Source organism: Mesorhizobium sp. B1-1-7 (assembly GCF_006442705.1).
Taxonomy (GTDB): domain Bacteria; phylum Pseudomonadota; class Alphaproteobacteria; order Rhizobiales; family Rhizobiaceae; genus Mesorhizobium; species Mesorhizobium opportunistum.
Genome location: NZ_VFWQ01000006.1, coordinates 23,102 through 44,959 on the forward strand (window position 1 = coordinate 23,102; position 21,858 = coordinate 44,959).

At 64.1% G+C, this 21,858-nt stretch carries 22 protein-coding genes; 3 read left to right on the plus strand and 19 right to left on the minus strand.

Annotated features, from left to right (window positions below):
• Window positions 1-12 precede the first annotated feature (12 nt).
• From leuC to rplS, 7 genes are all read right to left on the minus strand, one after another.
• Window positions 13-1,422, minus strand: a complete 1,410-nt coding sequence (gene leuC, locus FJ978_RS11230) for a 3-isopropylmalate dehydratase large subunit (protein WP_013892274.1) — start codon at window positions 1,420-1,422, stop codon at window positions 13-15.
• 558 nt (window positions 1,423-1,980) lie between these two features.
• Window positions 1,981-2,616 carry a class I SAM-dependent methyltransferase gene (locus tag FJ978_RS11240; RefSeq protein ID WP_013892272.1) on the minus strand — a complete coding sequence of 212 codons (636 nt, stop codon included), beginning with the start codon at window positions 2,614-2,616 and terminating at the stop codon, window positions 1,981-1,983.
• 55 nt (window positions 2,617-2,671) lie between these two features.
• Window positions 2,672-3,481, minus strand: a complete 810-nt coding sequence (locus tag FJ978_RS11245; RefSeq protein ID WP_140572182.1) for an amino acid ABC transporter permease — start codon at window positions 3,479-3,481, stop codon at window positions 2,672-2,674.
• Between the two features lie 228 nt (window positions 3,482-3,709).
• The gene (locus FJ978_RS11255) at window positions 3,710-4,507 is read right to left on the minus strand and encodes a transporter substrate-binding domain-containing protein (protein ID WP_140572183.1); all 798 of its coding nucleotides are present in this window, start codon (window positions 4,505-4,507) and stop codon (window positions 3,710-3,712) included.
• Window positions 4,508-4,685: 178 nt separating this feature from the next.
• Window positions 4,686-5,222, minus strand: coding sequence for a MarR family winged helix-turn-helix transcriptional regulator (locus FJ978_RS11260; RefSeq protein ID WP_140572184.1), 537 nt, complete (start codon window positions 5,220-5,222; stop codon window positions 4,686-4,688).
• Window positions 5,219-5,632, minus strand: coding sequence for an organic hydroperoxide resistance protein (locus FJ978_RS11265; protein ID WP_140572185.1), 414 nt, complete (start codon window positions 5,630-5,632; stop codon window positions 5,219-5,221). The genes FJ978_RS11260 and FJ978_RS11265 overlap by 4 nt, the downstream gene beginning before the upstream one ends.
• A 157-nt stretch (window positions 5,633-5,789) precedes the next feature.
• The gene (rplS, locus tag FJ978_RS11270; RefSeq protein WP_013892267.1) at window positions 5,790-6,341 is read right to left on the minus strand and encodes a 50S ribosomal protein L19; all 552 of its coding nucleotides are present in this window, start codon (window positions 6,339-6,341) and stop codon (window positions 5,790-5,792) included.
• A 328-nt stretch (window positions 6,342-6,669) separates the two neighbouring features.
• Here rplS and FJ978_RS11280 point away from each other — a divergent pair, with 328 nt between their 5' ends.
• Window positions 6,670-7,422, plus strand: coding sequence for a sulfite exporter TauE/SafE family protein (locus FJ978_RS11280; protein ID WP_013892266.1), 753 nt, complete (start codon window positions 6,670-6,672; stop codon window positions 7,420-7,422).
• On the opposite strand, the gene trmD is transcribed toward FJ978_RS11280, so the two are convergent.
• Window positions 7,404-8,102 (minus strand): tRNA (guanosine(37)-N1)-methyltransferase TrmD, encoded by a 699-nt coding sequence (gene trmD / locus FJ978_RS11285; RefSeq protein WP_140572186.1) that lies wholly within the window; start codon window positions 8,100-8,102, stop codon window positions 7,404-7,406. The two genes, FJ978_RS11280 and trmD, sit on opposite strands and share 19 nt — an antisense overlap.
• Window positions 8,099-8,698, minus strand: a complete 600-nt coding sequence (gene rimM, locus FJ978_RS11290; protein WP_013892264.1) for a ribosome maturation factor RimM — start codon at window positions 8,696-8,698, stop codon at window positions 8,099-8,101. Before rimM ends, trmD begins: the two co-directional genes overlap by 4 nt.
• Before the next feature lie 235 nt (window positions 8,699-8,933).
• On the opposite strand from rimM, the gene FJ978_RS11295 reads away from it, so the two are divergent.
• Both FJ978_RS11295 and FJ978_RS11300 read left to right on the plus strand, forming a co-directional pair.
• Window positions 8,934-9,872: a tyrosine recombinase XerC gene (locus tag FJ978_RS11295; RefSeq protein WP_013892263.1), complete on the plus strand. Its 939-nt coding sequence runs from the start codon at window positions 8,934-8,936 to the stop codon at window positions 9,870-9,872.
• 62 nt (window positions 9,873-9,934) lie between these two features.
• A complete protein-coding gene (locus tag FJ978_RS11300) occupies window positions 9,935-11,005 on the plus strand; it encodes a TraB/GumN family protein (RefSeq protein ID WP_140572187.1) in 1,071 nt (356 codons plus the stop codon).
• A gap of 3 nt (window positions 11,006-11,008) precedes the next feature.
• Here the strand turns inward: FJ978_RS11300 and FJ978_RS11305 are convergent, their stop codons facing one another.
• The 10 genes from FJ978_RS11305 to FJ978_RS11355 all read right to left on the minus strand — a co-directional run bounded on the left by FJ978_RS11305 (window position 11,009) and on the right by FJ978_RS11355 (window position 21,854).
• Window positions 11,009-11,341, minus strand: coding sequence for a DUF2867 domain-containing protein (locus FJ978_RS11305; RefSeq protein WP_348640306.1), 333 nt, complete (start codon window positions 11,339-11,341; stop codon window positions 11,009-11,011).
• A gap of 845 nt (window positions 11,342-12,186) precedes the next feature.
• Window positions 12,187-13,593: a dihydrolipoyl dehydrogenase gene (gene lpdA, locus FJ978_RS11315; RefSeq protein ID WP_140572189.1), complete on the minus strand. Its 1,407-nt coding sequence runs from the start codon at window positions 13,591-13,593 to the stop codon at window positions 12,187-12,189.
• Between the two features lie 23 nt (window positions 13,594-13,616).
• Window positions 13,617-14,372: an SDR family oxidoreductase gene (locus FJ978_RS11320; RefSeq protein WP_013892259.1), complete on the minus strand. Its 756-nt coding sequence runs from the start codon at window positions 14,370-14,372 to the stop codon at window positions 13,617-13,619.
• Window positions 14,369-14,878, minus strand: coding sequence for a hypothetical protein (locus FJ978_RS11325; protein ID WP_140572190.1), 510 nt, complete (start codon window positions 14,876-14,878; stop codon window positions 14,369-14,371). The genes FJ978_RS11320 and FJ978_RS11325 overlap by 4 nt, the downstream gene beginning before the upstream one ends.
• Window positions 14,878-15,594, minus strand: coding sequence for a DUF4241 domain-containing protein (locus FJ978_RS11330; RefSeq protein ID WP_140572191.1), 717 nt, complete (start codon window positions 15,592-15,594; stop codon window positions 14,878-14,880). Before FJ978_RS11330 ends, FJ978_RS11325 begins: the two co-directional genes overlap by 1 nt.
• 16 nt (window positions 15,595-15,610) lie before the next feature.
• The gene (odhB, locus tag FJ978_RS11335; RefSeq protein WP_140572192.1) at window positions 15,611-16,903 is read right to left on the minus strand and encodes a 2-oxoglutarate dehydrogenase complex dihydrolipoyllysine-residue succinyltransferase; all 1,293 of its coding nucleotides are present in this window, start codon (window positions 16,901-16,903) and stop codon (window positions 15,611-15,613) included.
• 45 nt (window positions 16,904-16,948) lie between these two features.
• A complete protein-coding gene (locus FJ978_RS11340; protein ID WP_013892255.1) occupies window positions 16,949-19,936 on the minus strand; it encodes a 2-oxoglutarate dehydrogenase E1 component in 2,988 nt (995 codons plus the stop codon).
• Between the two features lie 130 nt (window positions 19,937-20,066).
• The gene (sucD, locus tag FJ978_RS11345) at window positions 20,067-20,969 is read right to left on the minus strand and encodes a succinate--CoA ligase subunit alpha (protein WP_013892254.1); all 903 of its coding nucleotides are present in this window, start codon (window positions 20,967-20,969) and stop codon (window positions 20,067-20,069) included.
• 12 nt (window positions 20,970-20,981) lie between these two features.
• Window positions 20,982-21,479, minus strand: a complete 498-nt coding sequence (locus FJ978_RS11350; protein WP_140572193.1) for a DUF1579 family protein — start codon at window positions 21,477-21,479, stop codon at window positions 20,982-20,984.
• Between the two features lie 3 nt (window positions 21,480-21,482).
• Window positions 21,483-21,854 (minus strand): cupin domain-containing protein, encoded by a 372-nt coding sequence (locus FJ978_RS11355; protein WP_013892252.1) that lies wholly within the window; start codon window positions 21,852-21,854, stop codon window positions 21,483-21,485.
• Window positions 21,855-21,858 lie beyond the last annotated feature (4 nt).

Consider the following 21,858-nt stretch of genomic DNA (forward strand, 5'->3'; position numbering starts at 1 on the left):
TTGAAGTTGGGATTATTTCCAGTCGCGGATGTCGACGAAGTGGCCGGCGATCGCCGCCGCCGCCGCCATCGCCGGCGACACCAGATGGGTGCGGCCCTTGAAACCCTGCCGGCCCTCGAAATTGCGGTTCGAAGTCGAGGCGCAGCGCTCATGCGGCTTCAGCCGGTCGTCGTTCATGGCCAAGCACATCGAGCAGCCCGGCTCGCGCCAGTCGAAGCCGGCGGCGAGGAAGATCTTGTCGAGACCTTCCGCTTCCGCCTGTTCCTTGACCAGGCCGGAGCCCGGCACGATCATCGCATCGACATGTGCGCTGACCGTCTTGCCTTCGACCACCTTGGCGACGGCGCGCAGATCCTCGATACGGCCATTGGTGCAGGAGCCGATGAAGACGCGGTCGAGCGCGATGTCGGTGATCTTCGTCCCCGGCGTCAGGCCCATATAGTCGAGCGCGCGCTGCTTGGAGGTGCGCTTGTTCTCATCGGTGATGTCGGCCGGGTTCGGCACGATGCCTTGCACCGAGACGACATCCTCGGGCGACGAACCCCAGGAGACGATCGGCGGCAGCTTGGCCGCGTCGAGCACGATCACCTTGTCGAAATGCGCCCCTTCGTCCGACTGCAGCGTCTTCCAGTATTCGAGTGCTGCATCCCAGGCAGCGCCCTTCGGCGCGCGCGGCTTGTCCTTGACATAGGCGAAGGTCGTCTCGTCGGCGGCGATCAGGCCGGCGCGCGCGCCGCCCTCGATCGACATGTTGCAGATCGTCATGCGGCCTTCCATCGACAGCGAGCGGATCGCCTCGCCGGCGTATTCGATGACATAGCCGGTGCCGCCGGCGGTGCCGATCTCGCCGATGATGGCCAGGATGATGTCCTTGGCGGTGACGCCTTCCGGCAGCACGCCGTCAACACGCACCAGCATGTTCTTGGCCTTGCGCTGGATCAGCGTCTGCGTCGCCAGCACATGCTCGACCTCTGAGGTGCCGATGCCGTGTGCCAATGCGCCGAAAGCACCGTGGGTCGAGGTGTGGCTGTCGCCGCAGACGATGGTCATGCCGGGCAAGGTAAAGCCCTGCTCGGGACCGATGATGTGGACGATGCCCTGGCGGATATCGTTCTCGGAATAATATTCGACGCCGAAATCCCTGGCGTTCTTGGCCAGCGCCTCGACCTGGATGCGGCTTTCCTCGTTCTTGATGCCGAACTTGCGCTCGGGCGAGGTCGAGACATTGTGATCGACCACGGCCAGCGTCTTTTCCGGATGCCGGACTTTCCTGCCGCTCAGGCGCAGGCCTTCGAAGGCCTGCGGGCTCGTCACTTCATGGACGAGGTGGCGATCGATGTAGAGCAGGCAGGTGCCGTCGTCCTGGCGGTCGACGACGTGGTCGTCGAATATCTTGTCGTAGAGGGTGCGCGGTGCGCTCATGTGCGTAAATCCGTCGATATGAGAATTGGGGAGAGCAGATGCCGGCAGGTCGGGTCCGGCGCAACGACCTGGACAGGTCGGCCTAGCTAAGTCGGCTGGTCAGCGCGCCGCTGACGCGCGCGGAAAAGCGCGACGGCAGGCGTTTTCTGTCCTGCAGCACGAACCCCTTGTAGGCCGGATCGCCAAAAAGCTCTTCCATGGCGTGGCTCATATCAATGTTTTGGCTTTTCGGCAATTGCGGCGTGGCGCGGCGCGAACCTGGGTTTCTCGCACTCGCTTCCACACGTTCAGGGAGAGGACGGGCGCCAAATTTGGCAAACTCGCGCCTTTCCTCTCCCCCCTCGATCGGGGGAGAGGTGGCGAGCCCAGCTCGACGGAGTGGGGGTCGACCTGCTTTCGACCGATTGCCGCTTGCTCCAGTTCTCGCTCGCCAGCGTGTGCCTATCTTGCGGCGGTGCGACTGACGAGCGGCTTCCCCCACTCCGTCGCCGCTTCGCAGCGCCACCTCTCCCCCCTCCGGAGGGAGAGGAAGGGAGCCATGGTCGGAGAACTCGCAGCTCACAGCACCTCGAACACAAACGTCTTCACCAGCGCATCCGGCTCAGCGATCGCGTAACAGCGAAACCACGGGCTTTGCTCGACCGGCCGCCATTTCCTTGTCCGCTCCAGCTCATCGAACGCCGCCTGAAAACCGCCGTTTTCGAACACCTGGTCGCGCACGGTGAAGATGGCGTGGCCGCCCTTTCTGGTGATACGCACCAGCTCGTGCAGGCCCGAGGCCGGCGCGTGGCTGATGGTGAAGACGCCAGTCGAGAAGAAGGCGCGGAAATACCCGTCCGGCCATGGCAACGGCCCGCCAAGCATCGCCTGCTTCAGCTCGCCATAGGCGTTGCGGCTGCCGGCGATCTTCAGCATATCGTCCGAGAGATCGAGCCCGGCAATGTCGCCGTAGCCCAGCGCCTTCAACGACGGCCCCGACAAGCCCGTGCCGCAGCCGGCGTCGAGCAGCGGGCCTTCACCCGCTGGCACATGCCGCGCCACCCAGGCGGTGATCAGGAACGGGAGCAAATAACCGAGCGAGGCGGTTTCGCTGTCATAGGTCGCGGCCCATGCGGCGTAGGCCTCTTCAAGCGCTTCCGGCGTGTCGGCGCCGTAGACGGAATCCAGCGCGGCATTGGCCTTGTCGACGATCATGAAACCTCCCAACCAGATATGTCGGGATGATCCTAACGCCGTCCTTGTCCAAAAACTATTCGTCGTGCTGGCGACGCAGCCGCCGCTCCAGCGCCCTCAGCGCCAGCGACAGGCCGACGGTCAGGATGAGATAGATGTAGGCTGTTATCGAATAGGTCTCGAAGAAGCGAAAGGAGCCGGCGGCATAGACCTTGCCCATCTGGGTGATATCGGCGACGCCGAGCACCGAGACCAGTGAGGAATCCTTGACCAGGGCGACGAAATCATTGCCCAGCGGCGGCAGGATGGTGCGGATTGCCTGCGGGAACACGATCAGCCGGAAGCGTTGCGCGCGGCTCAGCCCGAGCGCCTTCGCCGCCTCGATCTGGCCTTTTTCGACAGCCTGGATACCGGCGCGGAAAACCTCCGAGATAAAAGCCGAGTAGCCGATGGTCAGCGCCATGACTGCGCGCCACAAAAGCGACACGTCGCGCACCAGAAGCTCGCCGAACAGGCCGGCATTCTGCAGCGGCGCGGTCAGCGCGTTCCAGGCCGCGACGAAGGCCGGCGCGCCGGCGAAGGCGATCCAGAACAAAAGCACCAGGATCGGCACGCCACGGATGATCTCGACGTAGAAGCGGGCGATCTGGCGTAGCCAGCGCGAGCCCGACAATCCCATCAGCGCAATACCGAGACCAATGGCGGACGCCAGCGCGAAGGCGACCACGGTGACGAAGACGGTGACGCCGATGCCCTTGGCGACCGTGGCGAAGACCTGGGCATAAAGGTTGCTGGTGGCGATGAACAAGGCGGCCGCCAGGGCCAGGACGGCGGCAACCGCAAGCCACCAGGGGAAGTCGGGCTTGGAGGAGGACAGAGGTGCCATCAGGCAATGCTGACAAGGCAGATATCGCGAAGGTCAGGTGCCAAGGCGCCCCCCTCTGTCCTGCCGGACATCTCCCCCTCAAGGGGGGAGATTGGCAGCCTCGTCGGCGGTACTCTTCTTACAACATTGCTGATTAGCGAAATCGGAAAAGACATCCGATCTCCCTCCTTGAGGGGGAGATGCCCGGCAGGGCAGAGGGGGGCGTTCAAGCGCAAAGTCAGCGGGAAATCACTGCCCCATCTTGTAGTCAAGGAACCACTTCTTGTTTAGCGCATCGAACGTGCCATCCGCCTTCAGCGCCGCGATCGCCGCGTTGACCGGCTTCACCAGGTCGGACCCCTTCGGGAAGATGAAGCCGAAATCCTCGGTGCCGAGCGGGCCGCCGATCAGCTTCAGCTTGCCCTCGGAAGCATCGACATAGCCCTTGCCGGCGGTGCCGTCGGTCAGCACCACGTCGACGTCGCCGGACTTCAACGCCTGCACCGTGGCGCCGAAGGTCTCGAACAGTTTGATGCGCGGGTTCTGCTCATTGCCATCGAGCACGCTGTAGACGGCGGTGTAGAAGGGCGTGGTGCCGGCCTGCGCGCCGATCAACCCGTCCTTGAAGGCGCCGAAGGTCTTGGCATCGGTGAAGCGGCTTTCATCGCCACGCACCAGCATGAACTGTTCCGAGCGCATATAGGGGTCGGAGAAATCGACCTTCGCCTTGCGGTCGTCCTTGATGGTGATGCCGGTCATGCCGATGTTGTACTGGTTGTCGGAAACCGCCTGGATCATCGCATCCCAGGAGGTGTTCTGGTATTCGACCTTGAAATTGAGCCGCTTGGCGATTTCGTCCATCGCGTCATATTCCCAGCCGATCTGCTTGCCGGTCTTGGCATCGATGAATTGCAGCGGCGGATAGGCGTTCTCGGTCACCACCACTACCTTCTTGCCGCCGAGATCAGGCAGCGCCTGCGCGAGGGCGGCAACGGGCGTCAGGATGAGGGCAAGCAGGCCGGCCAGCAGCAGTTTCGATTTGGTCATGACACACTCCCGAAAATTGAAAGCGCCCGGTCGTCGGCCGGGCTTGCAGGAAAATCCGCGCCGACTTTAGCTTGCCGCAAGCGCCACGCAAGACGGTCCGCTGCGTCAGTGCAGGCGAAAAGGGATTCCGATGCCCTCAATCGATGAATTTCGGGCCGGGAATTTCGGGGGTGATCGGTTACACCGCGGCAGGGGTCAACGCTTCCGCGTCCGCCGGCCGGTCATCGGCGATGGCGCTGCGCATGCTTGAAACGAGGCGGGTGAGCGTCGCGTGCAAGGCTTTCACGTCGCCCGGCTCCAGCGGCACGGCGCAAGCCAATGCGGTGGACACGTCCTTCATGCGCGCGCGCAGCGCCTGGCCCTTGGCCGTCGGTTCCACCAGCACGCGGCGCTCGTCCGCGGCATCGCGCCGGCGAGTGACGAGACCGCCTGCTTCCATCCGCTTGATCAGCGGCGTCAGCGTGGCGGAATCCAGGCCCAGCGCCACGCCTAGCTCACCAACCGTGCTTGGCGTGCGCTCCCACAGCGCCAGCATCACCAGATATTGCGGATAGGTCAGACCAAGCGGCTCGAGCAGCGGCCGATACACCTTGGTCATCAGCCCGCTCGCCGAATAGAGCGCGAAGCAGAGCTGCTGGTCGAGCCGCGGCACGGGAAACGTCCCGACTGCCTCCGCCGGGACGTCGCTCGCGCTCCTTGTGGTCTTTCCCGTCATGCCGCCTTTACCGAAAGCGCTACGTCGATGTTGCCTCTGATGGCGTTCGAATAGGGGCAAACATTATGCGCCTCCGATACAAGCGCTTCCGCCGCCGCCTGATCAAGGCCTTTCGTCTCCACCGCGAGCGCGACGCCGAGCTTGAAGCCTTCGCCATTGGGAAGAAGGCTGACGGTAGAGGTTATCGCGGCATCCTCGAGCGGCAGCTTCTGCTTGCGCGCGATGAAGCGGACGGCGCTTTCGAAGCAGGCGGCGTAGCCAACGGCGAAAAGCTGTTCGGGATTGGTGGCGCCTCCCGGCCCGCCGAGCTCCTTGGGCATTGCCAGATCGACCTTGAGCAGGCCGTCGCTGGTCTCGCCATGGCCGGCGCGGCCGCCGGTGACGTGAGCCCGTGTCGTATAAAGTGCCATATCAAATCTCCAATTACCTTGTGCACGATTGTTTAGTACACAAGATAATATGCCGTCAACGCCCCGCATCCGATTTCCGGGGCCGAAAGCGTTCACGGTCTGGTGAAACGAAAAAAGGCGGCCGAAGCCGCCTTTTCGAATGTACTTTCCGAAACCCTTATTCGGCCGGGGTCGCTTCCGCGGCGGCCTTGGCTGCTGCCTCGGCCTCGGCGGCTGCCTTCTTCTCGGCGGCTTCCTTGGCGGCAGTCTCGGCGGCCAGCGCCTGGGCAGCGGCGACCTTCTCGGCCTCGATGCGGGCCTTCTCGGCGTTCAGCGCATCGCGCTCTTCATCGTTGAGCTTGCGGGCGCGCACGCCGGTGTTTTCCGAAATACGGGCCGACTTGCCGCGACGGTCGCGCAGGTAATAGAGCTTGGCGCGACGCACCTTGCCGCGACGCACGATCTCGACGCCCTCGACCATCGGCGAGTAGACCGGGAACACGCGCTCGACGCCTTCGCCGTAGGAGATCTTGCGGACGGTGAAATTTTCCTGGAAGCCGGAACCCGCGCGGGCGATGACGACGCCCTCATAAGCCTGAACGCGGGTGCGGGTGCCTTCGGTCACGCGGACCTGGACGCGCACGGTGTCGCCGGGCTGGAACTCGGGAAGCTTGCGCTTGGCTTCGATCTTGGCGGCCTGTTCGGCCTCGAGCTGACGGATGAGATCCATCTCAATAATCCACTTCTTGTTCTTCCGACAGTCAGAGCGTCCGACACTCGCCTTGCAGTTCCAATGACCGCTCGGCTATGTCCTTTGTCGAGAAGACATCCATCTTCAGACATCGGACAGGGGCGACTACACCGTCATTGTTGACGGGCCCGGCAGATTTTTCTTGCCGGTACGGGCGGGCACATACAGCTATTTCAGCACTTTGTCACGCCCGCGCCAGAGACTTTTTTGCCGGCATGGCCCCATTGTAATACCGGCCGTGCCGGGTTGCGCTGGTCACCGGGGCTTTCTAAGCCTGACATAACACAGTTTTCCACGGCGGCACTCCATGTCTGTTCTCGACGCCACCCTGCTTTTCCTGGCGGGCTTTCTGTCAGGCGCCGCCAATGCGGTCGCCGGCGGCGGCACCTTCATCACCTTCGGCGCCATGACATTGGTCGGCGTGCCGCCGATCGTCGCCAACGCGACCTCCTCGGTCACGCAATTTCCGGGCTACATCACTTCGACGCTCGCCTATTGGACCGACATCAAGCATTTCTGGCGCGGCGCCCTGCTGCTATGCCTGATCTCGGCGGCCGGCGCACTGGCCGGCGCCTTCATCCTCCTGGCGCTGTCCAACCCGTCCTTCCGCGCCATGGTGCCGTGGCTGCTGCTGGCGGCGACGGCGCTTTTCGCCGCCGGGCCTTGGCTGAAGCCGGCACCGAAACCAGGGCATGAGGCGGCCGTCGGCTCACTTGCCGGTTCGCTGGCGCAGTTCGCCACCGCCATTTATGGCGGCTTCTTCGGCGCCGGCATGGGCGTGATGATGCTGGCGACGCTCGGCCTGACTCAGGCCGGCGACTACCACCGGCTGAACGCGCTGAAGAACATGCTGGCCGTGGTCATCGCCGCGGTCGCCATCGTCGTCTTCGTCTCGGGCGGCGTCGTCGCCTGGCCGCAGGCGATTGTCATGATCCCCGGCGGGGCGCTCGGCGGCTATGCCGGCGTGTGGATCGCCAAGCGCGTGCCGCAGAACGTGGTGCGCGGCTTCGTCATCGCGGTCGGCCTGTTCCTAGCCTTCTACTATTTCAGCAAAGGCTGATCGCCGAACAGATCCGGCCGGCGTTCTTTCGTCAGTTTCTCGGACTCCGCCCGCCGCCAAGCGGCGATCTTCTTGTGATTGCCCGAAATCAGCACTTCGGGGATCTCCCGACCCTCGAATTCCTGCGGCCGCGTGTAATGCGGGTGTTCGAGCAGGCCGTTCTCAAAACTCTCTTCTTCGCCCGACACCGCATTGCCCATGACCCCGGGCAACAGCCGCACAACCGCGTCGAGCAGCACAAGTGCTGCCGGCTCGCCGCCAGAGAGGATGAAATCGCCGATCGAGACTTCCTCCAATTCCCGCGCGTCGATCACTCGCTGGTCGACGCCCTCGAAGCGGCCGCACAGGATGACCGCGCCCGGCCCGGCGGCGAGTTCGCGCACGCGCGCCTGCGTCAACGGCTTTCCGCGTGGGCTCATCAGCAGGCGCGGACGCAAATCGCCTTCAGGAGAGGCGTGGTCGATCGCCCTGGCCAGGACATCGGCGCGCATCACCATGCCGGCGCCGCCGCCGGCCGGCGTGTCGTCGACGGTGCGATGCTTGTCGGTGGCGAAGTCGCGGATCTGGATTGCTTCCAGCGACCAGGTGCCGGCCTCGAGCGCCCGCCCGGCCAGCGACAGGCCGAGCGCGCCCGGGAACATCTCGGGATAAAGCGTCAGTACCGAGGCCTTGAACGTCACCGGTTGCCCCCGGCATCGCGCGGCCCGCGCGGCCGGCCCTTCGGGTCGAAATCCTCTTCACGCGGCGGCTCGCCATCCTCGTCCTCGACAAGCCCGGCCGCAGCCGGGTCGATGCGGACAAAACCCTCGGCGATCGACACCTGCGGCACGGCGGCCTGCGTGAACGGGATCAGCACGCCCTTGCGCCCGCCCAGCGTCACATCGAGAATGTCGCCGCCGCCGAAATTGTGCACCGCGACCACCTTGCCGAGCGCCGCACCCGTATCGTCGCGGACCTCCAGCCCGATCAGGTCGGCATGGTAGAATTCGTCCTCCTCGCCGTCGTCGGGCAGCATCGAACGGTCGACGAACAGTTCGGTGCCCGCAAGCGCCTCGGCGGTATTGCGGTCGGTGACACCCTTGAAACGTACCACGACGACCGTGTTGGCGGGTCGGATGTCGATGATCTGGAAGGCACGGCCGTCCCGGGAATAGAGCGGCCCATAGTCGGCCAGCGCCATCGGCTCGCCGGTGAAGGTCTTCACCCTGAGTTCGCCCTTGATGCCATGGGCGGCGCCGATCACGGCCATCTGGACGGGGTTTTGCGGCTTGCTCATGGCGCTTTACTTTCGTCATCCACGGGCGGAGCAGGCGCGAAGCGACTGCGCAGACCCGAGGATCCATTCCGTTACGGTGACCAGTACGCAAGGCGGTTCAGGAGCCAATCACCAAGGTTTGGATTTGCCACCGATCGACTGTCTCCTAGCCCCACAGGGCTGCGATTTCAATGACGGCCTCTTCACCGCTTCCTAACCCGGGTGCCCGAAAATGGCAGCGAACCGGAACGACACCATGCAGGAATTCCTCATCCCGGCAAAACCCGATCTGCAGGCAGCACGCGAAGGCTGGCTGAAGATGCTCGCGCGAGAACGTCGGCTGTCACCCGAGACGGTGGAAGCCTATGAGCGCGACACCCGCCAGTTCCTGCATTTCCTCACCGGCCATTGCGGCGGATCGCCCGGCATTTCCGACATTGCCAATCTGCGCCCGGCCGACCTGCGCGGCTTTCTCGCCGCCCGCCGCAATGCCGGCGCCGGCGCCCGCACGCTCGGCCGTGGTCTCGCCGGCATTCGCTCGCTGCTGCGGTTCCTCGAACGGCGTGGCCTCGCCAACGCCGCCGGGGCGGCAGCCTTGCGCGCGCCCCGCCAGCCCAAATCCCTGCCCAAGCCGCTGACGGCAAGCGATGCCAAACATGTGGTGTCGGTGGAAGGCCAACTTGCCGAAGAACCTTGGATCGCCGCCCGCAACGCCGCCGTGCTGACGCTGCTCTATGGCTCCGGCCTGCGCATTTCCGAAGCACTTGGCCTCGCCGGTGCCGACCTGGCGTCGGAAGCCGACACCGTGCTGCGTGTTACCGGCAAGGGCGGCAAGACACGGCTGGTGCCGGTGCTGCCGGTGGCGCTCAGGGCAATTGCCGAATACCGCCGGCTCTGCCCCCATCATCTCGACCCGAAGGGGCTGTTGTTTCGCGGTGCGCGCGGCGGCCCGCTCAACCCGGCCATCATCCAGCGCGACATGGCCAAGCTGCGCTCGGCGCTCAACCTGCCGGACACCGCGACGCCGCACGCGCTGCGCCATTCCTTCGCCACGCACCTGCTCGGCCGCGGCGGCGATTTGCGCACCATCCAGGAACTGCTCGGCCACGCCAGCCTGTCGACGACGCAGATCTACACCGGCGTCGACACGACGAGGCTGCTGGAAATTTACGAATCGGCGCACCCTAGGGCGTGAACCCTTCAATTTTGCAGTGCCAGTTAACCGTTTTGCCGCTTTTTGCGCTTACCAACGGTGTCATGAAACGCGTCATCGCCATCGCCGACCGCGCAGCGCACGTCTCGCTGAAACTGCTCGTCGCGCTCAACATCCTGTTTTTCCTGTCGTTCCTCGCCGTCCTGCTGTTCGCGGCCGGCAGGGCGCATGCCGAGATCCCGACTTGCACCGGCGCCGACATGGTGTCGGCCCTGCAGAAGAATGACCCGGCCGCCTACCAGAAGATCGAGGCCGAAGCCGCAGCCACGCCGAACGGCAAGGGCCTGCTGTGGAAGCTCGAGAAACCGGGCGAACAACCATCCTTCCTGTTCGGCACCATGCACATGACCGATCCGCGCGTCACCACGCTGCCGACGGCCGCGCAGAAGGCTTTTGACGCCGCCGGCACCATCATCATCGAAACCACCGACGTGCTCGACAAGCAGAAGATGATGACGGCGATGCTGAAGGAGCCGGACCTGATGATGTTCACGGACTCCACGACGCTGTCGTCCCTGCTGAAGCCGGACGAAGCGGCCGCCATGAACGCCGCACTCGACGCACGCGGCATCCCGCCGGCCACCGTCGCCAAGATGAAGCCGTGGATGCTGTCGGCCATGATGGCGCTTCCGGCTTGCGAACTCGCCCGCCAGTCCGGCGGGGCACCGGTGCTCGACGTCAAGCTGGCCGAAGGCGCCAAGGCTGCCGGCAAGCCGGTGGAGGGATTGGAAACGGCCGAGAGCCAGTTGCGCGCCATGGCATCCTTGCCGCTCGCCTTTCACATGAAGGGTCTCGTCGACACGCTGAAGCTGGGCGACAAGGTCAATGATATCAACGAAACCATGATCGTGCTCTACCAGCGTGGCGATACCGGCATGTTCTGGCCGCTGTTCCGCGCCGCCATGCCGGAAGAGCAGAACGACGCCTCAGGCTATGCCGCCTTCGAGGAAACCATGATCACCAGCCGCAACAAGGTGATGGTCGACCACGCCGAGCCGATCCTGGCCAAGGGCAATGCGTTCATGGCGGTCGGCGCCCTGCATCTCCCCGGTCCGCAGGGACTGGTCGAGGATTTCCGCAAAGCTGGCTATACCGTCACTGCCGTGGGGCTTTAAGCCCTATTTGATCAAGACCTGAGCCAGCATCGCCGGAACGATCATGCGGTGGAACGGCATGATGATGGCGAGATACGTCCGCCCAAACAGATTGTGCGTCTTCACGATCGTCGACGCCGCCACCTCCTGCCGGCCCGCGCCGAGGTCGTTCACCTCCACCAGGATGCGGAAATCGAGATGCCGGTCGTCCAGGCCAAGGACGACCCTGCCATGTGCCTGGCTGATGAGCGGAAATATGCCGATCCTGGTTTCCGGCGGTGCGTCGGGTGCTGCCCCGTTTTCAGCCCAAATGGCCTCGCGGCGAGGTTGCGTAGCCGCGTAAGCCGGTCGACCCATAGAGGTGTCCGCCCCAGGACGCGTTCGGCCGCGCCAATGGCGGTCAGGGCAAGACCATCGGTTGTCAGCACGTATCGGTCGGCGAACTGAGCGCCGGCAAGATCGCCTTCGGGATCGGGAAAAGTCTGTGCAGTGATCGTCATGCCGGCAATCCCTAACAACCAACGATAGCATCCGTTGGCTTGGCTCGCTGCGTGGCGAAACGCCGCCGTCCGGCGAGGCACCAGTGCTCGAAATCAAGCTGGCGGGAGGCGCCATCTTCCAGTCCTGAGCGACTGGTCGAGGATTTCCGCAAAGCCGGCTATACTGTCACCGCCGTCAATTGAGTCGGACGGCAGCGGAGGTTCACAGGCGCCGCGTTTCCGGCGGTTTGCTCCGCTAGCGTGAAACCCATTCAACGGTTGCGCGTTGATGGCTGTTGATTGATCATTTTCATCCACGGAGGACACTTTTATGGCGAATCCATCAAACGACACTCCCAGGCCGAGTGGCGGCAGCGGTGGCAGTCCCTGGCTGATTGCGCTGGTCGTGGTTATCCTGGCGATTGTCGCTTATTATGTTTTCGGAAGAAGTGGCGAACACCCGGCACCCGCCGAACCGCCAGCGGCCAGCACACCGGCCCCGGCGCCCGCGCCGGCTGAACCGATGAAGCCAGCCGAACCAGCGCCCGCTCCGGCACCGGCACCGGCGCCAGCACCGGCTCCGGCTCCGGCGCCCGCCCCTGCGCCAGCACCGGCTCAGTAATCGGCTCGAAATCGAATACAAACGGCCCGCCGAAAGGCGGGCCGTTCTGTTTTGGGCCGTTGGAGACTTTGACGCCAAGCTACTCCGCGCGTTGGTCGCCTTTAAATGTGGATCGGCTTGAAGAATGTCGCCAGCGCCGCTTCCTTCACCGCTTCCGACATCGTCGGATGCGCGTGACAGGTGCGGGCGAGGTCTTCCGACGAGCCGCCGAACTCCATCAGCACCGCTGCCTCGTGGATCATCTCGCCGGCGCCGAAGCCGACGATATGCACGCCGAGCACGCGGTCGCTCGTCTTGTCGGCAAGGATCTTCACGAAACCGTCGGTATGCAGCATCGCACGCGCACGGCCGTTGGCGGTGAACGGGAATTTGCCGGCCTTGTAGTCGATGCCGGCCTTCTTCAGCTCTTCCTCGGTCTTGCCGACAGAGGCGATTTCCGGGCTGGTGTAGACGACGCTCGGAATGACGTCGTAGTTCACATGGCCGGCCTGCCCGGCAATGGTTTCGGCCACCGCCACGCCCTCGTCCTCGGCCTTGTGCGCCAGCATCGGCCCAGCGATGACGTCGCCGATGGCGTAGATGCCGGGCACATTGGTCCTGAGATGACCGTCGGTCTTGACCCGGCCGCGCTCGTCGGCCTCGACACCCGCTTCCTTCAGGCCGAGCGTGTCGGAATAGGCGCGGCGGCCCGTGGCGATCAGCACCACGTCGGCATCGATCGTCTCGGCAGCGCCGCCCTTGACCGGCTCGAAGGTGACGCTGACGCCCTTCTTTGCCTTGGCGACGCCGGTGACCTTGGCGCCGAGCTTGAACTCGAAGCCTTGCTTGGAGAGCAGGCGCTGGAACTGTTTGGAGACCTCGCCGTCCATGCCGCCCAGGATGGTGTCGAGGAACTCGACCACGGTGACCTTGGCGCCGAGCCGCGCCCAGACCGAGCCGAGCTCGAGCCCGATGACGCCGCCGCCGACCACCACCAGATGGTCGGGAACCTTCGCCAGCGACAGCGCGCCGGTCGACGACACGATGACCTTTTCGTCGAAGTCGACCTTGACCCCGGGAATGCCGGCGACGTCCGAACCGGTGGCGATGACGATGTTCGCCGTCTCGATCTCCTCGACCTTGCCGTCCTCGCCGGTCACCGAGACCTTGCCGGCCGCGACCACCTTGCCGGTGCCGTGGAAAGAATCGATCTTGTTCTTCTTGAACAGGAAGGCGACGCCGTTGACGTTGGACGTCACCGTCGTGTCCTTGTGCGCCATCATCTTCTTCAGGTTGAGCTTCGGCGCCGGTATCTCGACGCCCAGCGTATCGAAGGAATGGCCGGCCTCGGCGAACATTTCGGAGGCATGGAGCAGCGCCTTGGACGGGATGCAGCCGATGTTGAGGCAGGTGCCGCCGAAGGTCGCGTTCTTCTCGACCACCGCGACCTTCAGCCCAAGCTGCGCCGCCTTGATGGCGCAGACATAGCCGCCCGGTCCCGATCCGATGATAACGACGTCATAAGCCATGTTAATTTCCCTTTGCTTGGCGCTCAACGGCCGCCGCTGACATTCAGGATCGCGCCCGTCGTATAGGACGCGGCGTCGGATAGAAGATAGAGGACCGCGCCCGCGACTTCATCCGCCGTGCCGGCTCTTTTCATCGGCAGCATATCGCGGAACCGTTCCACCCGGTCTGGCTGTCCGCCGGAGGCGTGGATTTCGGTGTCGATAATACCCGGCCGCACCGCGTTGACACGAATGCCTTCCAGCGCCACCTCGCGGGCGAGCCCGATGGTGAGCGTGTCGACGGCACCCTTGGAGGCGGCATAGTCGACATATTCGCCGGGCGAGCCCAAAGTCGCGGCCGCCGACGAGATGTTGACGATGGCGCCACCCGAACCGCCATAGCGGGTCGACATGCGCTTCACCGCCTCGCGGGCGCACAGGAACGCACCGACGACATTGACGCGCATCATGCGTTCCAGCCGCGCGACATACATCTCGTCGACCCGCGCCTTGAGATCGACGATGCCGGCATTGTTGACGAAGGCATCGAGCCGGCCATAGGCGCGGTCGACGGCACCGAACATGGCCACGACATCGGACTCCACGCCGACATTGCCCTTGACCGGAAACGCTTCTCCGCCGGCGGCCCTGATCTGGGCAACGAGCGCGTCGGCGGCATTCCGGTTCGTGGCGTAATTGACCGCGACGCGGTAACCGGCCTTGGACCCGAGCCGGCAGATCGCGGCGCCGATGCCACGGCTGCCGCCGGTAACCAGCAGCACCTTTTGCGCCTCACTCATTCCTGGCACCCCTTCAAGGCAAACACATCCCACGGCACTTTCGAAAACCCGCCGCCGCCATACAGTTTGGACTGGCGCAGCGCCGAACCGAGATCCGGCAGGATGAGCGTCTTCGGCGCTTCGACACCCTCGGCCGGTAGCAGGCCAATGCCGCCCTTGTCGTCCGACGTGTAGATGACGCCGTGCCAAAGCGTGCAGGCGGCAAGTTCATCACCGGTGACATCGCCCTCCGGGCATTTGTACATCAGCGCGCCATTCGGCCGCGCCACGCCTTCGTTCCACATGACGATTCCGTTCAGCACCACATTGTTGTCGAGGATCATGCGGAATGTGTTGGTGACGGTGGCAGAGGTGCCGGTCGGCGTGAAGTCTATTTCGCTGCCGCTTTGAGCATCGCCATAGACGGCGAGTTCGATGGGGCAGGCAGCATGAGCAACGGAAGCCGCTACGAGAGAAACTATCGACCCAGCGATAAATCCGATCATGGGCGAAGCGACGTTTGTCATCAGCTAGCCCGATCACCTTCTCGGCCGTCGGCGTTCTCCAGCACCTCGAAATCGGTCATCAAGACCAGTGGTTCGCCAGTGGCGTCCAATCCCCAGAAGGACTTATACCCGCCGTCACCGAAACCAGTATCGAACATAGCGACGTTGAGCGGGTTTCCTTCCATCGGACTATCCATGCCAAACCTGTCGAGAGACCACGCAACATCAGCAAGATAGTCGTCAAGTTCTTCCTGGTCGGTCATCAACGTCAGGAGCGACTTGTCCATGAACGACGCGACAGCGTCATCCACGATAAATTCAAGAAATTCCGACTCATAAACCGGTGGGCGATCGCGAGCGAAGGTGGCCAATTCCCAGCTCACCGGCAAGCCGGTACCAAATCGCAAGACTGCCGCGGCAATGCGGCCCTGCGCCTGAAGCAGCATGACTGGGTAGCGTCCTGGCTTCACCTTGCGGCTGAACGCAGGCCGTCCTAGTCCGGTGATCAGCGGATCGCAGGCGACGATTTTGCCGGTCGGCAGCTCAAGCTCACCGATTGTGGTGGCGGTGATCTTCCGCTCCGCCATCTCGGCTTCGCTTAGGGCGAAGACGCCGAGATTGCTGCTGACCTCGGAGGCGTCCCAATCGGCGGGCGAAGCGACCAGAGGCCGATCGTAGAAAAGCCAGACGCGTCCACGCCGAAACCATCGGCGTAGTGTATCCGGCCAGCCGCTCATTGCGGATCAGCTCCGATCACAAATCCAGCACCAGCCGTTCCGGATCCTCCAGGCTTTCCTTGACTCGCACCAGGAAGGTCACCGCTTCCTTGCCGTCGACGATGCGGTGGTCGTAGCTCAGCGCCAAATACATCATCGGCCGGATCACGATCTGGCCACCGACCACCACCGGCCGGTCCTGGATCTTGTGCATGCCCAGAATGCCCGACTGCGGCGCGTTGAGGATCGGCGTCGACATCAGCGATCCGTAAACGCCGCCATTGGAGATGGTGAACGTGCCGCCCTGCATGTCGGCGACCGACAGCTTGCCGTCGCGCGCGGCGATGCCCAGCCGGCCGATGTCCTTCTCGATCTCGGCGATCGACATCTGGTCTGCATCGCGCACGACCGGCACGACCAGGCCCTTCTCGGTGCCGACGGCGACGCCGATATGGGCGTAGTTCTTGAAGATGATGTCGGTGCCGTCGATCTCGGCGTTGACCGAGGGAATTTCCTTCAGCGCGTGGGTGACGGCCTTGGTGAAGAAGCCCATGAAACCGAGCTTCACGCCGTGCTTCTTCTCGAACACGTCCTTGTACTTGGTCCTCAGCGCCATCACCGCCGACATGTCGACCTCGTTGAAGGTGGTCAGCATGGCTGCGGTCGATTGCGCTTCCTTGAGCCGGCGCGCGATGGTCTGGCGCAATTTGGTCATCCGCACGCGCTCTTCGCGCGAGGCGTCGTCGCCGGAGGATGGCGCACGCATGGCAACCGGTGCTGGTGCCGCCTTCGGCGTCTCGGCCGGCTGCGACGGCGCGCCCTTCGAGATAGCATCGAGCACGTCGCCCTTCAGCACCTGGCCGCGCTTGCCCGAGCCGGAAAGCTGATCAACAGACAGATTGTTCTCGGCGATCAGTTTGGCGGCGGCCGGCGCGGGCGGCATGGTGCGCGGCTCGACCGGGCCGGCATCGCCGGCGATCCTGGCGGTCTCGGCGGCGGCCTGCTTGGTGGTGTGCGCCGCGTCGGGGCTCGACGCCTGCGCTACCGCTTGGGGCTTGGCCTCCTGCTTGTTCGCGGGGGCAGCGCCAGCACCGCCCGCCGAAATCATCCCCAGCAAGGCGCCGACGCCGACCGTCTCGCCTTCCTTGGCGGTGATCTCGCCCAGCGTGCCTGCGGCGGCGGCCGGAACCTCCACCGTCACCTTGTCGGTTTCGAGCTCGACCAGCGGCTCGTCGACGGCAATGGCATCGCCGACCTTCTTGAACCATTTGCCGATGGTCGCCTCGGTGACGGATTCGCCGAGAGTGGGAACGCGGATTTCGGTAGTCATTGTGCCTGTCCGTTCTTTCGGTTTTGTTGTTCGCCCAGATCTTCTCTATTCACCAAGCGCGTCTTCGAGCAGGGCGGCGAGCTGGGCAAGGTGCTTGGACATCAGCCCGGTCGCCGGCGACGCGGACGCCGGCCGGCCGGTGTAGCGCACCCGCTGATGCTTGGCGTCGATATGTGCCAGCACCCATTCCAGATAGGGGTCGATGAACGACCAGGCGCCCATGTTCTTGGGCTCCTCCTGGCACCACACCATCTCGGCGTTGCGGAAACGCGACAATTCGGTGATCAGCGCCTTGGCCGGGAATGGATAGAGCTGTTCGACGCGCAGCAGGTAGATGTCGTTGATGCCGCGCTTCTCGCGCTCCTCGTAGAGATCGTAGTAGACCTTGCCCGTGCACAGCACGACGCGGCGGATCTTGGAATCCTTGGTGAGCTTGATCGGCTGGTTGGGCAAGAGCTGGGCGTCGTCCCACAGCAGCCGGTGGAACGAGCTTTCGCCCGAGATTTCCGGCAGCGTCGACACCGCCCGCTTGTGGCGCAGCAGCGACTTCGGCGTCATCAGGATCAGCGGCTTGCGGAAGTCCCGCTTCAGCTGCCGGCGCAGGATGTGGAAGTAGTTGGCCGGCGTCGTGCAATTGGCCACTTGCATGTTGTCTTCGGCGCAAAGCTGCAGGAAGCGCTCAAGGCGGGCCGAGGAGTGCTCCGGGCCCTGGCCTTCATAGCCGTGCGGCAACAGGCAGACGAGGCCCGACATTCTGAGCCACTTGCGCTCGCCCGAGGAGATGAACTGGTCGAACACCACCTGGGCGCCGTTGGCGAAGTCGCCGAACTGCGCTTCCCACAGCGTCAGCGCCTTCGGCTCGGCCAGGCTGTAGCCATATTCGAAGCCGAGCACTGCTTCTTCCGACAGCATCGAGTTGATGACTTCGTAGCCGGCCTGCGCCGCCGACAGATTGTTGAGCGGGATGTAGCGGGTCTCGTCGCGCTGGTCGTAGAGCACGGAATGGCGCTGCGAGAAGGTGCCGCGTTCGGAATCCTGCCCCGAGAGGCGGATCGGGTTGCCGTCGAGCAGGATGGCGCCGAAGGCCAGCGCCTCGGCCGTCGACCAGTCGATGCCTTCGCCCGATTCGATCGCCTCGCGGCGGTTTTCGAGGAAGCGGATGATCGTCTTGTGCGCCTCGAAGCCCTTCGGCACCTCGGTCAGCTTCTTGCCGATCTCCTTCAGCGTCTTGACCGGCACAGCGGTCTTGCCGCGCCTTTGTTCGTCCTGGTTGTCGGCCGTGCGCAGGCCCGACCAGGCGCCGTCGAGCCAGTCGGCCTTGTTGGGCTTGTAGTGCTGGCCGACTTCCCATTCGGATTCCAGATGCGCGCGCCAGTCGGCCTTCATCTGGTCGAGTTCGGCCTGGCTGATATGGCCCTCGGCGATCAGCCGCTCGCCATAGATCTGCACCGTCGTCTTATGGGTGCGGATGTTGCGGTACATGATCGGCTGGGTGAAAGCGGGTTCGTCGCCCTCATTGTGGCCGAAGCGGCGGTAGCAGAACATGTCGACCACAACCGGCTTGTGGAACTTCATGCGGAATTCGATCGCCACCTTGGTGGCGTGCACCACGGCTTCCGGATCGTCGCCGTTGACGTGGAAGATCGGCGCCTCGATCATCTTGGCGACGTCGGACGGATAGGGCGACGAGCGCGAGAAGCGCGGATTGGTGGTGAAGCCGATCTGGTTGTTGATGATGAAATGCAGCGTGCCGGCGACGCGGTGGCCGCGCAGGCCCGACAGGCCGAGGATTTCGGCGATCACGCCCTGGCCGGCGAAGGCGGCGTCGCCATGCAGCAGCAGCGGCAGCACCTTGGCGCGCTCCTCCAGCGGCACGATCTCCTCGCGGCCGCGACCGAACAGAGAGTCCTGCTTGGCGCGCGCCTTGCCCATCACCACCGGATCGACGATCTCCAGATGCGAGGGGTTGGCGGTCAGCGACAGATGCACCTTGTTGCCGTCGAACTCGCGGTCCGACGAGGCGCCGAGATGGTACTTGACGTCGCCCGAGCCCTCGACCTCGTCGGGTGCGGCGGAGCCACCCTTGAACTCGTGGAAAATGGCGCGGTGCGGCTTGGCCATCACCTGGCTGAGCACGTTCAGCCGGCCGCGATGGGCCATGCCGAGCACGATCTCCTTCATGCCGAGCTGGCCGCCGCGCTTGACGATCTGTTCCAGCGCCGGGATCAACGCTTCACTGCCGTCGAGGCCGAAACGCTTGGTGCCCTTGTACTTGACGTCGATGAACTGCTCGAAGCCTTCCGCCTCCACCAGCTTCGAAAGGATCGCCTTCTTGCCGGTGGCGGTGAAGGAGATTTCCTTGTCGGCGCCTTCGATACGAGCCTGGATCCAGGCCTTTTCCTCGGGATCGGAGATGTGCATGAACTCGACGCCGAGCGTCGAGCAATAGGTGCGGGTCAGGATCTCCAGCATTTGCCGGATGCTGCCGAATTCGAGCCCAAGCACATTGTCGAGGAAGATCGGCCGATCGTAGTCGGCTTCGGTGAAGCCGTAATTCTCGGGCGACAATTCATTGTAGTCCTCGAGCGGCTTGGCGATGCCGAGCGGGTCGAGATTGGCGTGCAAATGGCCGCGCATGCGGTAGGCGCGGATCATCATGATGGCGCGCACGGAATCGCGCGTCGCCTGGTGCACATCGGCGTCGGACAGGACCACGCCGTTGGTGACCGCCTTGTCCTTGACCTTCTTTTCGATCGTCTTCTCGACGATGCCCCAATTGCCGTCGAGCGCCGACACCAGTTCGCCATTGGCCTGCAGCGGCCAGGAGGGCTTTGCCCAGGAAGCGCCCTTGGCGTTCCTGCGCACATCGCCGGCATCGTCCTTCAGCCCGGCGAAGAACTCCTGCCATTCGGGATTGACCGAGGCGGGATCGTCCTCATAGGCGGCATAGAGCGCGTCGATGTAATCGGCGTTGCCGCCATAGAGGAATGAGGTGAGAGAAAACTGGTCGTTGGCCTGATCTTGTCTTGCCATGTCACTTAGCGGAGCCGCGCTCCGTCTCCTTGTCAGAGCAAATAGGGAGTAGCGAATAGCGAGTAGGGGTTTCCCTGGGTCGCGCGCTACTTTGTTCTTCCCTATTCGCTATTCACTACTCGCTACTCACTTAACCCTTGATCGCCTCGACCAGCGTCGTGCCCAGCCGTGCCGGCGAAGGCGATACCTTGATGCCGGCCGATTCCATCGCCGCGATCTTGTCTTCCGCGCCGCCCTTGCCGCCGGAGATGACCGCGCCCGCGTGGCCCATGGTGCGGCCGGCCGGCGCCGTGCGCCCGGCGATGAAGCCGGCCATCGGCTTCTTGCGGCCACGCTTGGCTTCGTCCTTGAGGAACTGCGCGGCGTCTTCCTCGGCCGAACCGCCGATCTCGCCGATCATGATGATCGACTTGGTCTCGTCGTCGGCGAGGAACATCTCGAGCACGTCGATGAACTCGGTGCCCTTGACGGGGTCGCCGCCAATGCCGACGGCGGTGGTCTGGCCGAGGCCGACATTGGTGGTCTGGAACACTGCCTCATAGGTAAGTGTTCCCGAGCGCGAAACAACGCCGACCGAGCCCTTGCGGAAGATGTTGCCGGGCATGATGCCGATCTTGCATTCGTTGGGGGTGAGCACGCCCGGGCAGTTCGGCCCGATCAGCCGCGAGGCCGAGCGGTCGAGCCGCGCCTTGACCTTGATCATATCCATCACGGGGATGCCTTCGGTGATGCAGATGATCAGCGGGATCTCGGCCTCGATCGCTTCCAGGATCGCTTCGGCGGCACCCGCCGGCGGCACATAGACGACGGACGCATTGGCGCCGGTCTTTGCCTTGCCCTCGGCGACGGTGGCGAAGATCGGCAGGCTCTCGCCCTTCGAGCCGGTCCAGGTCTCGCCGCCCTTCTTGGGATGAATGCCGCCCACCATCTTGGTGCCGTGATAGGCCAGCGCCTGTTCGGTGTGGAACGTGCCGGTCTTGCCGGTCAGGCCCTGCACCAGCACCTTGGTGTTCTTGTCGACGAGAATGGACATCTGAGCCCTTTTCTAAAAACCGTTGATCGAGGAAGGCGAGACGCGCCGGTAGACGCCGCTCACCATGTCTTGCCAGCTATCGCTGCCGGCAGGTTTGAAATGCAGTCGCATGCGGTAGGTGTCGGCATCGTCAAAAATATATGTCACGCGCGCCGCGCCGCGCCGCGACGACCGTTCCAGAACCAGTTCGCTGCCGTCCCACGTGCCCGAGGCCGGCGATGCCGGCACAAAACCCATCGAATCGAACTGGTGCATGGTCACCGCGCCGCTTTGCTGGTCGAAGCCGAACACATTGTGCGCGCCGAACGAAACCGTGCCGTCGCGGCGCTGGCGATAGCGCTGCACCACGAACAGGCCGCCGAACTGTGCCTCCGCCAGCACTTCGGAAGTCGCAGTGCCGGCATCGGCCCATTGCGTGCCCGACACCTCTTCCTCGCCGCGCCACGCGCCGACCAGCGCCTGCAGGCGCTGGTGGTCGGCCGAGAGCGAGGAGAAGGGCGACGCATTCATGGCTCAGAGCCGCTTCAGGTCGGTGACGGTAAGATCGCTCTTGGCATTGCCGGTGTTGAGCGTCGTCGCCGGCTCGAACATCAGCACCACTGGCTCGGCGGTCAGCGAGCGCGGCCGGTGCTCGACGCCACGCGGCACGACGATGAAATCGCCCTCGCCGAGTTCGACCGGACCATCGCGGAAATCGATGGCGATACGGCCGCGCAGCACGAGGAAGGCTTCGTCCTCATTGTCATGCGCGTGCCAGTCGAAGGCCTCGCCGAACTTGGCGACCTTGGCCTGGCTGTCATTGACGTCGCCGGCGATATGCGGATCGAAGACCCTGGTGATCTTTTGATCCGCCGCCTCGACCAGGTTTATCTTGCGCGGAGGCACCGGC

Coding starts and splice junctions, on each gene's coding strand:
- leuC (WP_013892274.1), bottom strand. CDS start 1,422: ATGAGCGCACCGCGCACCCTCTACGACAAGATATTCGACGACCACGTC.
- FJ978_RS11240 (WP_013892272.1), bottom strand. CDS start 2,616: ATGATCGTCGACAAGGCCAATGCCGCGCTGGATTCCGTCTACGGCGCC.
- FJ978_RS11245 (WP_140572182.1), bottom strand. CDS start 3,481: ATGGCACCTCTGTCCTCCTCCAAGCCCGACTTCCCCTGGTGGCTTGCG.
- FJ978_RS11255 (WP_140572183.1), bottom strand. CDS start 4,507: ATGACCAAATCGAAACTGCTGCTGGCCGGCCTGCTTGCCCTCATCCTG.
- FJ978_RS11260 (WP_140572184.1), bottom strand. CDS start 5,222: ATGACGGGAAAGACCACAAGGAGCGCGAGCGACGTCCCGGCGGAGGCA.
- FJ978_RS11265 (WP_140572185.1), bottom strand. CDS start 5,632: ATGGCACTTTATACGACACGGGCTCACGTCACCGGCGGCCGCGCCGGC.
- rplS (WP_013892267.1), bottom strand. CDS start 6,341: ATGGATCTCATCCGTCAGCTCGAGGCCGAACAGGCCGCCAAGATCGAA.
- FJ978_RS11280 (WP_013892266.1), top strand. CDS start 6,670: ATGTCTGTTCTCGACGCCACCCTGCTTTTCCTGGCGGGCTTTCTGTCA.
- rimM (WP_013892264.1), bottom strand. CDS start 8,698: ATGAGCAAGCCGCAAAACCCCGTCCAGATGGCCGTGATCGGCGCCGCC.
- FJ978_RS11295 (WP_013892263.1), top strand. CDS start 8,934: ATGCAGGAATTCCTCATCCCGGCAAAACCCGATCTGCAGGCAGCACGC.
- FJ978_RS11300 (WP_140572187.1), top strand. CDS start 9,935: ATGAAACGCGTCATCGCCATCGCCGACCGCGCAGCGCACGTCTCGCTG.
- FJ978_RS11305 (WP_348640306.1), bottom strand. CDS start 11,341: ATGGGTCGACCGGCTTACGCGGCTACGCAACCTCGCCGCGAGGCCATT.
- lpdA (WP_140572189.1), bottom strand. CDS start 13,593: ATGGCTTATGACGTCGTTATCATCGGATCGGGACCGGGCGGCTATGTC.
- FJ978_RS11320 (WP_013892259.1), bottom strand. CDS start 14,372: ATGAGTGAGGCGCAAAAGGTGCTGCTGGTTACCGGCGGCAGCCGTGGC.
- FJ978_RS11325 (WP_140572190.1), bottom strand. CDS start 14,878: ATGACAAACGTCGCTTCGCCCATGATCGGATTTATCGCTGGGTCGATA.
- FJ978_RS11330 (WP_140572191.1), bottom strand. CDS start 15,594: ATGAGCGGCTGGCCGGATACACTACGCCGATGGTTTCGGCGTGGACGC.
- odhB (WP_140572192.1), bottom strand. CDS start 16,903: ATGACTACCGAAATCCGCGTTCCCACTCTCGGCGAATCCGTCACCGAG.
- FJ978_RS11340 (WP_013892255.1), bottom strand. CDS start 19,936: ATGGCAAGACAAGATCAGGCCAACGACCAGTTTTCTCTCACCTCATTC.
- sucD (WP_013892254.1), bottom strand. CDS start 20,969: ATGTCCATTCTCGTCGACAAGAACACCAAGGTGCTGGTGCAGGGCCTG.
- FJ978_RS11350 (WP_140572193.1), bottom strand. CDS start 21,479: ATGAATGCGTCGCCCTTCTCCTCGCTCTCGGCCGACCACCAGCGCCTG.